At 38.1% G+C, this 15046-nt stretch carries 6 protein-coding genes and 3 pseudogenes; 3 read left to right on the forward strand and 6 right to left on the reverse strand.

Features of this window, described 5'->3' with window-relative positions:
* Nucleotides 1-110 (forward strand): annotated as a pseudogene (locus FTU95_RS12635) (IS5/IS1182 family transposase); the annotation flags it as partial.
* A gap of 156 nt (nucleotides 111-266) precedes the next feature.
* Here FTU95_RS12635 and FTU95_RS12640 read toward each other — a convergent pair.
* Nucleotides 267-487 (reverse strand): annotated as a pseudogene (locus FTU95_RS12640) (IS1 family transposase); the annotation flags it as partial.
* Nucleotides 488-552: 65 nt separating this feature from the next.
* On the opposite strand from FTU95_RS12640, the gene FTU95_RS12645 reads away from it, so the two are divergent.
* Entirely contained in the window at nucleotides 553-684 is a 132-nt protein-coding gene (locus tag FTU95_RS12645; RefSeq protein WP_289845708.1) for a diguanylate cyclase domain-containing protein, read from the forward strand.
* A 17-nt stretch (nucleotides 685-701) separates the two neighbouring features.
* Here the strand turns inward: FTU95_RS12645 and FTU95_RS12650 are convergent, their stop codons facing one another.
* The 4 genes from FTU95_RS12650 to FTU95_RS12665 form a co-directional block, all read right to left on the reverse strand.
* A complete protein-coding gene (locus FTU95_RS12650) occupies nucleotides 702-1934 on the reverse strand; it encodes an ATP-binding protein (protein WP_159139014.1) in 1233 nt (410 codons plus the stop codon).
* Between the two features lie 624 nt (nucleotides 1935-2558).
* A complete protein-coding gene (locus tag FTU95_RS12655) occupies nucleotides 2559-4214 on the reverse strand; it encodes an HNH endonuclease signature motif containing protein (protein WP_180076388.1) in 1656 nt (551 codons plus the stop codon).
* 793 nt (nucleotides 4215-5007) lie between these two features.
* Nucleotides 5008-10077, reverse strand: coding sequence for a tyrosine-type recombinase/integrase (locus FTU95_RS12660; RefSeq protein WP_180076389.1), 5070 nt, complete (start codon nucleotides 10075-10077; stop codon nucleotides 5008-5010).
* Nucleotides 10074-10745: a hypothetical protein gene (locus FTU95_RS12665; RefSeq protein WP_180076390.1), complete on the reverse strand. Its 672-nt coding sequence runs from the start codon at nucleotides 10743-10745 to the stop codon at nucleotides 10074-10076. Before FTU95_RS12665 ends, FTU95_RS12660 begins: the two co-directional genes overlap by 4 nt.
* 193 nt (nucleotides 10746-10938) lie before the next feature.
* On the opposite strand from FTU95_RS12665, the pseudogene FTU95_RS12670 reads away from it, so the two are divergent.
* Nucleotides 10939-11346, forward strand: a pseudogene (locus FTU95_RS12670) (IS3 family transposase); the annotation flags it as partial.
* Nucleotides 11347-11543: 197 nt separating this feature from the next.
* Here the strand turns inward: FTU95_RS12670 and FTU95_RS12675 are convergent.
* Nucleotides 11544-14984 (reverse strand): pyruvate carboxylase, encoded by a 3441-nt coding sequence (locus FTU95_RS12675; protein WP_218944672.1) that lies wholly within the window; start codon nucleotides 14982-14984, stop codon nucleotides 11544-11546.
* Nucleotides 14985-15046 lie beyond the last annotated feature (62 nt).

The following is a 15046-nucleotide window of genomic DNA, read 5'->3' on the forward strand; positions in this document are numbered from 1 at the left end:
TCAGAGGAATAGCAACACGATATGATAAGCTAAAGTGTAGCTATGAGGGGGCAGTTGTATTAGCTTGTATATTTATTTGGCTACCTTTATCGGGTAAATTCTATACTTGAAATGTCAACAGACCCTAATATTTAAAATTTTATCATTTGGTATATATTCTTGATTCTTATTAGGTTTTTCCTATAGATTCTAAAGAGAATTTTTTTAGATTTTTTCTTAAAATTTGTTTGAATTGAAGTGGTGGTGTTTCAAAAAGTATGCTGGGATTAAATGCAGCCATTATTGATGTGGAAGAAGGTTAAATCGAAAGCCTTAAAGTGGTTTTCTAACTTTTTCGAAAAATTACAGCTTCTCCTAAATCCACGCCTGAGCCGATGCCTGATTCTGCAATTATTACCTTCAATACCTACAGTAAAGAACTTACCAATCGATTGCTTATAATTTTAAAAGCAGTGACAAAACTGTCCCATAAATTACTCGAAATTCGCCTCCGACAAACCCGGTACGGTTCACTTACGAAAAAAGATTGAAGGGCACCTTTTTGTTCATCAGATTCGAGTGACTGCAAGTTTTGGGGCCGCCAAAATAGATGCAGAGTCCCAGTTAATGAGTGCTTTAGAAACCGCAGATCAACGTTTATACCAAGCTAAAAATAATGGCCGAAACAGAGTGTGTTTTAACTAACCTAAGTAGACTCCACTTTACTTATTTTCAGACAGCAACCAATCAAGAGCGTTCATTTTTACAATACCATTATAATTGGCTTCAGTCCCGATCGTGTCTAAGGTAAGTAAATACTTGGGATATGAATCAGAAATTTTCTGTAATGGACGTAACTCTCGGCTTAGTGTCTCCTCATTGAGGGTTTCTAATGCCACCTGATAATAAGTTAAATTCTGTAAAGTATCGACAGCAACAAAATCAATTTCATATTCATCAATCCGCCCTACATAGACCGTATAACCTCGTCTGACAAGCTCAAGATAAATCACATTTTCTAAGATATGACCTTGATCAGCATTAGCATCAGGCAACATAATGCGGCGCAATCCAACATCAACTAAATAGTATTTTTCAGAGGATTGTAATAACTCACGCCCACGTACTTTAAACTGTGCGGCGCTATAAAATAGCAAACTGTCCTGTAAGCCCCGAATATAGCGCTTCACTGTTTCAAATGAGATTTTAACCCCGCTTGAAACAAAGGTATTTTTAATTTTATTGATGGAAATGGGTGAGCCTGTCACGCTTGCCAAATATCTTGCGACACGCTCGAGAGAGTTAATATCGGCAGTATTTAAACGGGGAATAACATCTTTAAACATTACACTGGCATAGACTGCTTGCAAGTAATCATAGGTTTCCTGCTGGCTGGTCATGGCAAGCGTATAGGGGAAACTACTTCGCGTGTACATAGCATACAAATCACGATTGGATAATTGTTGGATGATCGGATTATTTTCAATATGCCACTGTTTAAACTCTTGGAATGACAAGGGTAAAACATGTTGCTCGATATAGCGTCCTGTGAGTAAAGTCGCAAGTTCTCCACTCAGAAAGAATGCATTTGAACCTGTAATATATAAATCGATATAATCCCGAACATATAAAGAGTCGACTACTTTTTCAAAATTGGTAACATGTTGTATTTCATCTAAAAAAACATAGTTTTTCTTGCTTTCATCAACTTTTGACAATACATAATCATGTAGTTTACGGTAATCGGTGAGTTCTTCAAATTCCATAAATTCAAAGTTGATGACAATGATGTTTTCGGCTTGTACCCCCTGTGCTTTTAGGTCTTGTTGAAACATCGCCAGCAAGGTGGATTTTCCAGAGCGACGTACACCCGAAAGCACTTTAATGACATCACGGTTTTGCCATGTATTCAGAAATTTTAAGTAGCTATCACGTCGAATATTAGTTTTTCTCATTGTTTCCACTTAAACTCTAAAGTTTTAATTAATTCTATCAAAGTTTAGATACTAAGTTAAAATATATTTAATTAAAAGGAAAGTTTCTAGTTCATGTGAAATATTTAAAATTCTAAACTGCTGTTATAGCAGTTTAGAGACGCTAATCACGACAAGCTCCAAGATACCAGGTCTACTCTTTAGACGAAATTTGATAGGTTTTCATCGATGAGATAATCCAAATTCTGTCTTTTTGATTATTTTCTATGTCATGTTATGTCATTGCTGCTACGACTTATTTGTCATATAAATTGAGTGAAAAGTAAATGGAATTACTATGTTAACTAGAGTGGAACTCATTTTTGTGGTGCTGATGGTGTCAGGCTTAATCTTGATTGCTTATGAAATGCTAAAAGGTTTATTCTAGGGCATCTACACATGATTTTTGATCAAAAAAAATGCCCAGAGAGGGATCAATGGGCAAAACTAAGGACCTTGACGGTCATTCAGAAACTACAGCTAGCTTCTAGCTATGATTCTGCACTTAATTAAAAAAAGCTACACTGGCTGAATATATCAAAAGTTAAATCATGTGATTTATCATTAATTAACACACTTGAGAAAATGAGTTCATCACTCTGCTGATTAATACAGTAATTCACCAAACAAATCCGCTCTAATCTCTTCCAGGCTCAGATCTGATTTCATTCTATTACAGAGTGGATGAACCAGCAGACCATTCTCTAGCACCCCTTGGCCACCTGCGGCTTTGGCAATCCGATGATCCGATTCAGTAGAATCGAGATAGATTAATCCATCACAAATGGGGCAAAAGTTATGATTACCCACCAGAAAATTGTGCTTAAGCAAATTTTTGGTTAATGCTGAAAAGGCCTTGGGCTTTGATCGAGAGATCGGGCTAATCGATTCAACATATCCGACTACATGCTCTACAACCCCATCATCATAATTACCCAAAAATCTTTCAGAATAAAACTCATTAAAGTTGATGTACTTGAAAGCCTTTGACATCGACAAAATAAAGGTGTTCAGGCATTCTTCATCTTCAAAATCGACATCCATTTCCAGGCTTAAACAGATAAAGGCTTTATAAACGATTTGTAGCCGATCATAGCCTTTAATCCCACTGCCGAACTTACCGACCGTTTCAGTGGTCGCCACTGGAAAATTGGCAATCAAGAACTCAATACTACGGCGGACACGTGTAAACTCTTTAAAGCTAATGGTTCGATGGTGAATCTGCATCAGGCTTTCATGAATTTCAAACACAATAGCAAACCATGCCAGAAAGGAAGTAATCTGAAAACGCTGGTCCTTATAAAAATATAAGAACGGATGTAAGCCCAAACTCGGAACCCCAGTATTTTTTACAGGAGTGGCCATTCTGCAAAGGACCGTAAACAGATGTGACATGATCTTTTCAACGCGTTCACCCTGATTCAGGCTCATGATATTATGAATCTGATCACCCGCGATGATATTCATGAGCTCATTGACCAAGCCAATTTTTTTGCCATGACTCATTTCAGTATCTAATAATATGGTAGAGAAAAGCAGCTGATGGATCTTCTCCCCCAACTCGATCAGCGAATTTAAACGTGTATATTGGAGCTCTTCCAAGTTAGATTTATTGTCATTGATATAACAACAGGCATAGATCGCATAATAGGCGTCACTCCCGCGACTTCTGAGATGATATTCCTCATATTTATCTAGACGTTTAGTATCTGAGTTAATCGATTGAAATACCCGTCGCGCATCTTCTGGAGTCCCCAGTACCTGCCGGAAACTGATTTTAATATCGCCTAATTTCGATTTTTTTTCTGCAAATTCGGCATCAGTACAAATTTTTTGAAAATCAGCAAGATCTCCTAAATAATTGCGGAGGTAACGAATATCTTGTTTTTGTTGATCATTGAAATTAGGTGCTTGAGGGACTTGCTCATCCGCAAAATATCTATTGATCCATGCATAAATACAGGAAAGACGATGTGCCCCATCAATAATGTAAATATTGCCGTGTATATCTTTCCAATACAAAATGCATAAATTGATGTTTTGATCTTCTGTGCAATCCTCAATAAAGTTTGCAATTTCTTGCACGCTCCAACATTCCGTAGAACGCTGGTTATCCGCCTTAAATAAACATTTGATGATTGGATGCTTTTCAAAATCAGTCAGTGCAACTTCAAAATTGTCACGCTGCATTGAAGGTGACATTTCTTCTGGCAACATGACTTTACGCTGAATAATATTGGTCAATAATCGTGTTGGACCCATTTTTATTTTCTCCAGACAACACTGTCCTACTTTCGCTCAAGTACGAAATTTGAAAGTGTATATAGTTCGATTTGGTTAAAGCGATGAATTAAATGACCGTCAATATTCAGTCAGCGCTAACAAAAGAGACCTAAGAGAAATGGGGGGATTAGATAATAAAATCTTCATGTTTAGTACCTGTAGTTTAGAGTTGACTATCTACAACCATCTTTTCCACGAGATGGAGGTAGACCAAACAGGGGTGGAAATACCGCACTACAGAAGACGGCCAGTCATAGACTGCCCTGCCTGGCCTACCATAATGGCAAACTAAGCATAATAAGCACAAAAAACCGCTAAAGCGGTTTTAATGCTTCTGTAGTAATTTTCAGGTTTCCACGCCCGATTACAGATTTTGCTGTAATGTAATTATCATATGGGTATCTTTTTCTTTGGTCAAACCGAATTAGAATTTTTTTATTCATTTTTAAATAAAAAAATATAAATCGATAACATATGGATCAAATTGAAAGCAAAGAACAAATCAAAGTCGCTGATTCCTAGGCCCCTTAGGTTGAACGATATATGCTTAGGCTATTTGCACAAGGAAGGATGCTATACGGCTTCTAGCAGCATATTAAATGCAAGGTATGATGTAGTCAGGTAAATGATATTTATGCACACGTAGCTGTCTTGAACAAATTCACAGAATTTGGCTGCACTTATACCCAAATTGTCACTTGAATTTAGCTCAATTAGGGTAGCGCTGTCTTTCAAAACTTTATGTAATAAAGCGTGCGTAAGTCATATTTACTTAAATTCTGATATGATCTCTAATCACCAAATATCGTACACTCAACCATGCTAGTACCCATCGCACGGCGCTTAATGACGCTTGTTGAGACATAATTCTAAAATAATCATATTTATTATGTTTCATCACTATCGGAAAAAACTGATGTTCTGTAAGGATTGAAAGCATAGGTTCATCCTCTGCCGTAAAATGCATCAATACTTTTGTTACATTACTTTCATACAACCATTTTTTTATTAACCAATTGTAAGTTTCTGATTGGTTTTGTTCTAAATAATCAAATCGCTCTAAAATCTCTTGTGCGAAATTAAAATCTACAGCCCTTAGTAATTCAGGCAAACGTGCTAATTTTCCTTGTGTCAAGAATGGATGTCTTCCTATATTTGAACCACGTTTACCTGAAGGAATGTTTGACATCGTAATTAAAGCTCTCTTCCAGGGCTCAATATCTAATTGTGGCTGCCCCTGTCCAGAAATAAGATACCGCTCAATATCTTCAATCTTTTGAAACAGTTCGTGTTTAATTACTTTACCCGTCGAATTCCCTCTTTTTTGAGCATAGATTACCCACCTCTGACTTTCTATTTTTTTGAGCACATATTTTTCGATGGTATCTCTCAACTCATATTTTAGATTACCATTGTGTTGGTTAATCGCTTGGAAATGCCTGAATAAATTACTCCGACTCATGACTCGCTTAAAAAATGCAGTATGTAAATTGGGTTGCTGTTGTTGCATGCTATAGGCATAAGTAGCTAGAAATAAGATATGAATATAATGCTTTAATGTTGTCGATTCATGTAAATGTCCAAGCACTCGACTAATCGCCTTAATCCCTTGCCCAACCTGTCCTTCATTGCCTACTAGCGTATTAAATTGCTCATTCGATGGCATCCAAGTTTGTAGCCATGGCAGTTCTATCGTCAGCGCTTTAAAATCCACCACTGTTTGCAAACACTTTAAAGTATATGCACTTGCAAACGTATGTCTTAAATGATGTAAGCTGAGATCAACATCTCCAGTGACTTTCTTTAATATTTGAGATATTTGATCAAAAAAAGTCCTATGCTCACTGTTCTCATCGGAAATTAATATTGAATCTTTTTTATTCTTATAAATATCATCTAATCCCTTTTTAATCGTCTGGCTTAATAAATTCATCGGAACAACACGTTCTGATCCAAGTGTTTTTAACTGATGCTCACCATAAGGACGAATTCTGAGCATATCCTCATCAATATCTAAGGGCCGTAAATGAAGCGCCTCTGAACGGCGTACACCCATCGCCGCAGATAAACGAAAATGACGCTGAATCTCTAGACGTAAAGCAGCATCATTCACCCCAGACTCTACAGATTGTAAGATTTGAACGATCTGCTGCACTTCATTTTTTGAAAAGACTTTAGCACTTGCTTGATGTGCTGCACGCTTGTGTAACTTTATCCGATCATCATTTAACTGAATTAAAAAATCCCTAAAGCGATTCCACGCTGCGAGATGCTTGCGGTGTGGAAAATGCTCTTGCGTCAACTCCATCCATTTTTGAAATACATCTTCATTAATCTGGCTATCTTTTGTTAAATCTTCTGAAAACCCCAATATACCTGCACTGACGATAGCTAAATGTAGATGAATCATATTTCGATTCTGTAGACTTAACTCTTCTGCATCACAGCGTAAAATCAACCATTGCACAAAGCATGTTAATAAATTGACTGAGTAGCGATTCGTTTTATTACTAGCAAGCTGTTTAAGCCAAATGCTTGATCTAGATTCACCTTTTAGTTGCTGAATCATCGCTAAAATATCAGACAAATGTAGTTGCTCATCGTCTATTTCTATTTCACTTTCTGGCTCAGTGCTATCTAAATTTGTGGTTAATTTTTCATATTCGAATAAGCGTAATAATTCATTTATTGAAAGATCTTCAGTCAGGACTTGGCCTGATATATAACCTGCAATCAACGGAGTGCTATTTAACATCACATTTTGCTGTAAAGCTTTCAACCATTGAGCTAACGATAGAGTTGACTTAACCCCTATTTGTTTTAAATATGTATTAAAACACTTTTGCCAAGCCGTTCTTTGTTGATTTCTTGGCTGTGCTAAAATCTCTTCTAATCGGGGCTGTAGATACTGTCGGTCTACTAAAATTAACGTCGAGACATAAGGACTTAACATTACTGTACGGCGTATCTTTGTCACAGATCTATCATTATTCACTGTCAGTTCAACGAGCCGACTATTCCCCATAGCGACTATATGTTGATCAGAAGCAATAAACTCCAACATCGCTTGTAAATGGCTCACTCTGCACAGTTGTGAATACATGGAGAGTACAACCAGCAAACGTCCTATTTCAACATCACAATTTTGATGTTCAGGTAAATGTTCTAAATCCTTCTGAATATGATCAAGTAAGTTTTGTTCTATATAACACCATGTACTAAAACTATTTTCAGATGTCAGCCATGTACGATGAGCCTTTTGAGGTAACTGAACGAATAAAGGAATTTTCGCTTCATCGCGAATATAAGCACAATATGCTTTAATCGCTTGAGGCAAATCAATATTTTTATTTTTAGCTAAATTTGAGGCTAATAGATGGCCAAGCTCTAAAGCTACTTGTGGCTCAGGATTTTCCTCAAAAATCAGCTGATAATAGGACTTATAGTCTGGGTTTTTCAGCCATTCTTTTACATCATTTTCTGAAAACTCTATTCTAAGCTTTGTCTCTACTTGTACTGTTTTAGTCTCTTGAGTTAAAACAAATGTAGGAACATTCTTGATTTTTAAAAAATCAAAATCTTCAATACACTCGAAACCTAATTGTTTTTGCAAGTTTTCTTGTACATCAAGCCACTGTTGTTTAAAGGCTGATACAGGAAATACGGATAATATATCCCATGGATGACGACCCCGTATCCAGTGCCCAAGTCCAGCGTCCTTGAACCTCCCAGGTAACTGATTACGATCAGAGCGAACCAACTTCCGTGCCCAATTTCTAATTAAATCTTCAATCTGATGAGGATCATACAGTTGCACAGCATAAGATGATAAATCAACACGTAGCTCAATTTGCTCCCCCAACATTCCCATCAAACCACGTAAACTTTGAATTTGTTTGATCAATGCTGGAGTCAATGGCACATAACGATCAGTTGATTCATTTTGATGATGCTTATCTTGAATCAAGGCCCAGCCTTGCTGACTGATCCACTTTGGAAAGGGTTGTTTAATCCCTCGACCAGCTGTGGCAAGATTTATCCATAATTCCGTATATGACATTAAGTACTTAAAGAACATCTGCCAATCTTTCTGTTCATTGGCTTGATATATATAATTTTTTATTCGTGCAATTTCATTTTGTATTTCAATAATCTTTATTCCAATTGGGCTACCCACCCGCTTATTGGAAGAGTATATATATTCAGGAATATTAATTTTTATCGTTCTTAAACAAGCAGCCCAGAGTTGCTCAAGTTGCCTCTGTTCAAAAGAGGCATAATGAATCAAGTTATCATAATTTCGACCTGATGCATTCGTCACTGCTTTAACGACAGCTAAATCACCTTGGCTATGATCATATAACAACCGTGGAAGAATATCTCGAATGCTTTTGAGGCTGATTTCTAGCTCTTTAGGTACACGGTTAATCAGTTCACTCGCGTCACGTTCAACTGCAATATGCTGTCTTGTAATCCCAAGATTTTTGACTTGACTCACCAAATCATTGAGTTCAATCGGTAAAATCAAATGTAACTCGTTGGTCCATGGCACGTGAAATTTAGATTTTTTTGGCTTTTTTTTGAGTATTGGTGTCCCAGCTAAAATACTCAATACATATGCAGATAAAGTATGATCATACTTAATAGTAATATTATTATGACCAGTAATATTATTATGACCAGTATTTTGACTAAAACTTGGCGCTTTAAATTCACCCACCGGACGTCCGGTGAGCAAGCTTAATATCAAAGCTAATTTTGCGCGTAACATCATGCTGGTATCTGTATGAGATGGTTGACAGAGTCTAAATACTTCTTGAATTGAATTTAAGGACAATCGCGATTTGGTCCAAACTAAACCAACATTTGCAGCTTCAATATGTTGAGAAGTCGACTTAGATGCATAAAACCCTCGAAGTAAATCGGATTGTTCTGCCAAAAAAAATCTAAACAAGGGCTCCAATGGTGTTTCATCTTCTTCAATCTCATCATGCTCAAATACATCTGAGACTAGACCACGATGAATTTCATCTACATCTTCTAAAGGTTGAATAGCAATACTTAATGAACCATATCGTTGCAGGATCAATTTTTTGTGCTTTATCCCTATACGGTGTAAAAACTCTCGACGTTTTTTGTTATTTTTTAGCCGATTATTTCGCCAGATTTGTGATAAAAATAGCTTTAATGCATAATAAATTTTATTTAATTGTTCATCATTATTATGAACAGACATTAACTGAATCAGTTGCTTCGGTGAATTTTGAAGCAGTGAAGCTTTTACATCTTCTAAAATCTGTGTATTACCAGCATCACCTAATAGCCTAATCGCTAAAAAGGCATTGTACACACGAGATCCTTTTTGGTCTTTCAGCTTTATGCTTCCATCACCCTTTAAATAACTACTATAAAGCTCAAGAGCATGTACCTTGTCTTGAAAATGAAAAATTTGCTCTAAAAACCAAATAATTACAGTATCAAAACTCTCATTATTATGATTTTCTCCTGCTTGAATCAATAGCAAATCACAAATTCCACTGTCTCCAGTGTATGGACGTAATGGCGTGGGTGTATGTCTGTTTCTATCTATTGTTTCTGAGAAAAAATGTGCATATTTCTTAGAATCCTGCAATCTACTAATGATCTTTAACGTATTAAGCTCATCACGAAATTCTGGTAATTCATTATCACCAATCAAAGTGAAAATTCGCTGACAAATGACAACGATACCGGCTAAGCTATAATGTGCACGTAATAAAAATAATGCTCGGAGGAGTTTTTGTTCTTCTATAGGGGTATTCTGGTTTATCCATTCTAGCAGTTGCTTAAAATAAATATTCATAGCCTACTCCTAAGACGATAAATCCATGCTTTTCCAAAGTCTGTTAAAGCTAAAGCAACTTCTGCCGTTGGCGCCAAACGAACAATTTGCTGCTGATATTTTTGATAAAGTTCCTCCAGTCGAGGTAAAAATACAGAAAAGTTAGCTAAATGAAAATATGGTTGCACAGACTTGCCCAGCTCTTTCACTTTAATTCTTTCTAATGGCAAAAGCTTCTGGGCGATATAACCAGCTAAAACATTTTCGATTAAAAAATTACCACTCACCACCGGTGATGCCCAATTAACCAATTCTTGAACAAAGGAAATCGGCAGCTTTTTCAAAAAATGCTGTGTATTTAAAAATAAAATCATTTCTTCTGGATCTAAACTCTTTAGTCGAAGTTGGCCTGCAACCACCATCTTGTCCTGTGCTTTATCCACTTTAGCCCAGTGTCTTCTTTTCACACTATCCTTTAGAGTTTTTACCTTACATAAGTCCCTATCGACAGCAAGCAGTAACTTACGATATATCGCGAGCAGTAGTAATGCTTGATTTTTAATTTTTTCTGAAAACTCCCGGCTCATTTCCTCATTGAGTAACATCATTTTCAAAACTAAAACTGGGCATGGTTTTTCAAACCTGCCTTCAGAAATTGTTAATGCATCAATGAGCAATGGTGTCATCATTTTTTTCTGCACAGGTAAGTTATTTTTAGCGTCACAATAGTAGAATAACACAGTCCCAAAATTAACAAAATTAAATCAAATAAATTTTATATTTAATAAAAAAGTATTTGATTTATATAATTTATTTACTAACTTTATTTTTACACCAATCTAAGATATTTAGCTTATCATGTCAGCCTATTTGCAACAGTGCCAACAAATCGTTGGCTATAGCTTAAATGAGCGTATGACGTCACAGCTTGTTTGTAATGCACTGAGTATGGCTATTGGCAATCATGAGCCAACTGAAGGCTTGATCGTTCATTCAGATAGGGGTAGTCAATATTGCAGTCATGAATATCGGAATATACTTGAAAAATATGGATTTCAGGGTTCAATGACTAAACGCGGTGATTGTTACGATAATGCACCGATTGAGAGCTTTTGGGGAATATTAAAAAATGAATTGGTTCATCATCGCAACTATCAAACAAGAGAGGAAGCTAAAGCAGATATTACAAAATACATAGAGCTATTTTATAATCAGCAGAGAGTTCAGAAAGGACTGGATTTTAAAACACCAAATCAAACAGCAGAGGACTTTTTTAAATTGGCTGCATAGAATCTCCCAAGTCGAAGTGTCCTGTTTTTTCAGCACACATCAAAATGGGTAACTTCCTATTTTTCAAGAGCTATGTCCGATCAAGTCTGAATTAATACATCTAATCAACAGATTTTTCGATCTCTAAGAACTTTTTAAGGGAACATCATCGACTCAAATCTCTATTTGCAACAGTGCCAAAATTATAACTAAATCTTTTAATTTAATATTAAAACTAAATCCATATTTTTAACCTGATTACCCACACCCATTAAAACTTCCTGAACCACACAGTCCTGATCAGCTTTAATCACAATCTCCATTTTCATTGCTTCAATGGTAAATAAGGTTTCACCTTTCCTGACAGACTGACCAAGTTTTACAGGTACTGTACTAATCATGCCCGGCATCGAAGCACCGATATGTTTTGTATTCTTCGGGTCTGCCTTTGAATGAGCCGTCGATTCTTTTTGGCTTGCCTGTTTAATCTGAACCAGACGTAACTGGCCGTTCAGCTCTACAAACAGATCAATCACTCCATCCTTGGCTTCTGAGCGGCCCAACAGTTTTATTTCGAGTACTTTACCGCGTTCAAGTTCGATTTCGACTGGACTTTGCTCTTTTAGACCATAAAAGAACGCTGAAGATGGAATACTTGAGACCGTGCCATATTTCATTTCGTGCTGCATAAAGTCGGTAAAGACTTTTGGATACATCAGGTATGACGCCAATTCTTGTTCAGTGACTAGTTTCCCAAACATATTCTCAAGCATTGCTTTTTTACCCGCCAGATCGGCTGGTGGCATAACTGCACCAAGACGGTCATTTAACGGGGCTGCACCTTTTAATACCTTGTTCTGTAACTTTTCTGGAAAACCATGTACTGGTATGCCTAGCTCCCCCTTAAACAGGGAAACCACCGACTCAGGGAAATCAATTTCAAGTTCAGAATCTTCAATATCTTGTGGACTAAGATTGTTCGATACCATATATAAGGCCATATCACCCACCACTTTAGAGGTTGGAGTGACTTTAACAATGTCACCGAACAATAAGTTAACTTGTGCATAGGCATCAGATACTTCCGTCCAGCGCTCTTCAATACCCATTGAACGAGCTTGTTCACGCAAGTTAGTATATTGTCCACCCGGCATTTCATGATGATAGACATCAGCTGTACCAGCACGCATATCCGCCTCAAACGGCTTATAGATATGGCGCACACCTTCCCAGTATGTCGAAAGCTGTTGCAGGTTGTTAGGGTTAAGTCCTGTGTCCCGATCTGTATTTTGTAAGGCCGCAACCACAGAGCCCATGCTTGGTTGTGAAGTGAGACCGCTCATGGCATCCATGGCAGTATCAACAGCATCTACGCCTGCCTCAATTGCTGACAAAATACTGGCTGCTGCAATACCACTGGTGTCATGGGTATGAAAATGAACTGGCAGTCCGGTTTCTTCTTTCAATGCTTTGACCAGCTCACGTGCTGCGGCTGGTTTGCATATCCCCGCCATATCTTTAATAGCCAGGATATTGGCTCCTGCCTTTTGTAGCTGCTTTGCCATATCAACATAGTAGTTGAGGTTATATCTGCGGTTATTGTCAAAGATATCGCTGGTATAACAGATTGCTGTTTCACACAACATGCCCGACTCTCGAACCGCATCAATAGCAACCCGCATGTTATCAACTGCATTTAGCGAATCGAATACACGAAATAAATCGATTCCACCTTGTGCTGCCTGTGCAATAAAGTGGTGAACCACATTATCTGGATAGTTGGTATAACCCACGGCATTAGATGAGCGAAGCAACATTTGAAATAAAATGTTCGGCACTGCTTCACGAAGTCTAGCTAAACGTTCCCACGGATCTTCTTTTAAAAAACGCATCGACACATCAAAGGTTGCGCCCCCCCAGCACTCTAGTGAAAATAGCTCACTGGCCATCTGGGAGTAATAAGGTGCAATAGCCAACATATCTGCGGTCCGCATTCGTGTTGCAAATAAGGACTGGTGGGCATCACGCATAGTGGTATCAGTAACCAATACACGCTTTTGATCTAGCATCCAATTTGAGAACCCTTCTGCACCCAGTAATTTAAACTGGTCTCGGGTTCCGCTTGGAATATTCTGATTCAAGTTAAATATTGGTAACTGTGCTGGAGCTGGAACTGTCTCAGGAAGCGGACGTCCTTTAAGTTCAGGTTGCCCATTGACGGTAATGTCACCTAAAAACTCTAATAACTTTGTCGCACGGTCCTGCTTAGGTTTAAGGTTAAATAATTCAGGAGTGGTATCAATAAATCGGGTAGTACAGGTACCTTGTGTAAATAGAGGATGTGTCACCACATTTTCTAGAAATGCCAAATTATTTGAAACACCACGAATACGAAACTCTTGTAATGCTCGTAGCATACGGGCATTAGCTTCATCCGCACTTGCACCACGAACCGTTACCTTAGCCAGTAATGAATCATAATAAGGCGTAATGACTGCACCAGTATAGGCAGTACCACTGTCTACCCGTACCCCAAAACCAGTTGCGCTACGAAATGCGGTCAAACGTCCATAGTCCGGCATAAAGCCATTTTTAGGGTCTTCGGTGGTGAGACGGCATTGTAATGCATGGCCTAACAGTTTAATTTGCTCCTGGGGTGGAATAAAACTGCTACCATCTCCAATCGCGGCACCTTCAGTCACCCGAATTTGTGCTTTAACAATATCAATGCCAGTAATTTCTTCTGTGACTGTATGCTCCACCTGAATACGCGGGTTAACTTCAATAAAATAGAAGTTTTCTGTTTCAGCATCCATTAAGAACTCGACCGTACCGGCGTGAGTATAATTTACTGCGCGAGCCAATCTTAAAGCGGCCTCACATATTTTATTACGTTGGGCTTCGGACAAATAAGGTGCAGGCGCACGCTCAACCACCTTCTGATTACGTCGTTGGACAGTGCAATCTCGTTCAAATAGATGCACAATATTGCTATGGGTATCACCTAATATCTGCACTTCTACATGACGGGCATGGCGAATCAGTTTCTCTAGATAAACTTCGTCATTGCCAAACGCAGATTTGGCTTCACGACGTGCAACAGTAATTGCATCTTCGAGTTCCTTCTCATGTTCAACCACGCGCATGCCACGACCTCCACCGCCCCAGCTCGCTTTGAGCATGAGTGGATAGCCTACCTCAGCTGCCAGTAACTGACAGTCTTCAATGCATTCAGGTAGTGCTGCTGTAGCAGGAATAACTGGCACACATGCAACCATTGCAACCTTACGGGCCATCACTTTATTGCCTAACTGACGCATTACTTCTGGTTTTGGACCGATAAAGCGAATGCCAGCTTGGCTACAAGCCTCTGCAAACTCAGGGTTTTCAGACAGGAAGCCATAACCTGGGTGGATAGCATCTACCCCTGCCTCAACTGCAATACGGATAATATCTTCAATATCCAGATAGGCAGCGATTGGTTTTTTCCCTGCCCCTACCTGATAAGCTTCATCCGATTTAAAGCGATGCAGGGCAAATTTATCTTCTTCTGCATAAATTGCAACTGTACGGATGCCCATTTCTGAGGCAGCACGCATGACTCGAATCGCGATCTCGCCACGATTAGCAATAAGTATTTTCTGGATAGGCTTAATCATTTATATACCCATTTATTTCGTAATATATTCATAATCTTATTAAAGATATTCGTAGTTTGGCG

The organism is Acinetobacter sp. YH12208 (assembly GCF_013418055.1).
GTDB classification, from domain to species: domain Bacteria; phylum Pseudomonadota; class Gammaproteobacteria; order Pseudomonadales; family Moraxellaceae; genus Acinetobacter; species Acinetobacter pseudolwoffii.

Coding starts and splice junctions, on each gene's coding strand:
- FTU95_RS12650 (WP_159139014.1), bottom strand. CDS start 1,934: ATGAGAAAAACTAATATTCGACGTGATAGCTACTTAAAATTTCTGAAT.
- FTU95_RS12655 (WP_180076388.1), bottom strand. CDS start 4,214: ATGGGTCCAACACGATTATTGACCAATATTATTCAGCGTAAAGTCATG.
- FTU95_RS12660 (WP_180076389.1), bottom strand. CDS start 10,077: ATGAATATTTATTTTAAGCAACTGCTAGAATGGATAAACCAGAATACC.
- FTU95_RS12665 (WP_180076390.1), bottom strand. CDS start 10,745: ATGATGACACCATTGCTCATTGATGCATTAACAATTTCTGAAGGCAGG.
- FTU95_RS12675 (WP_218944672.1), bottom strand. CDS start 14,984: ATGATTAAGCCTATCCAGAAAATACTTATTGCTAATCGTGGCGAGATC.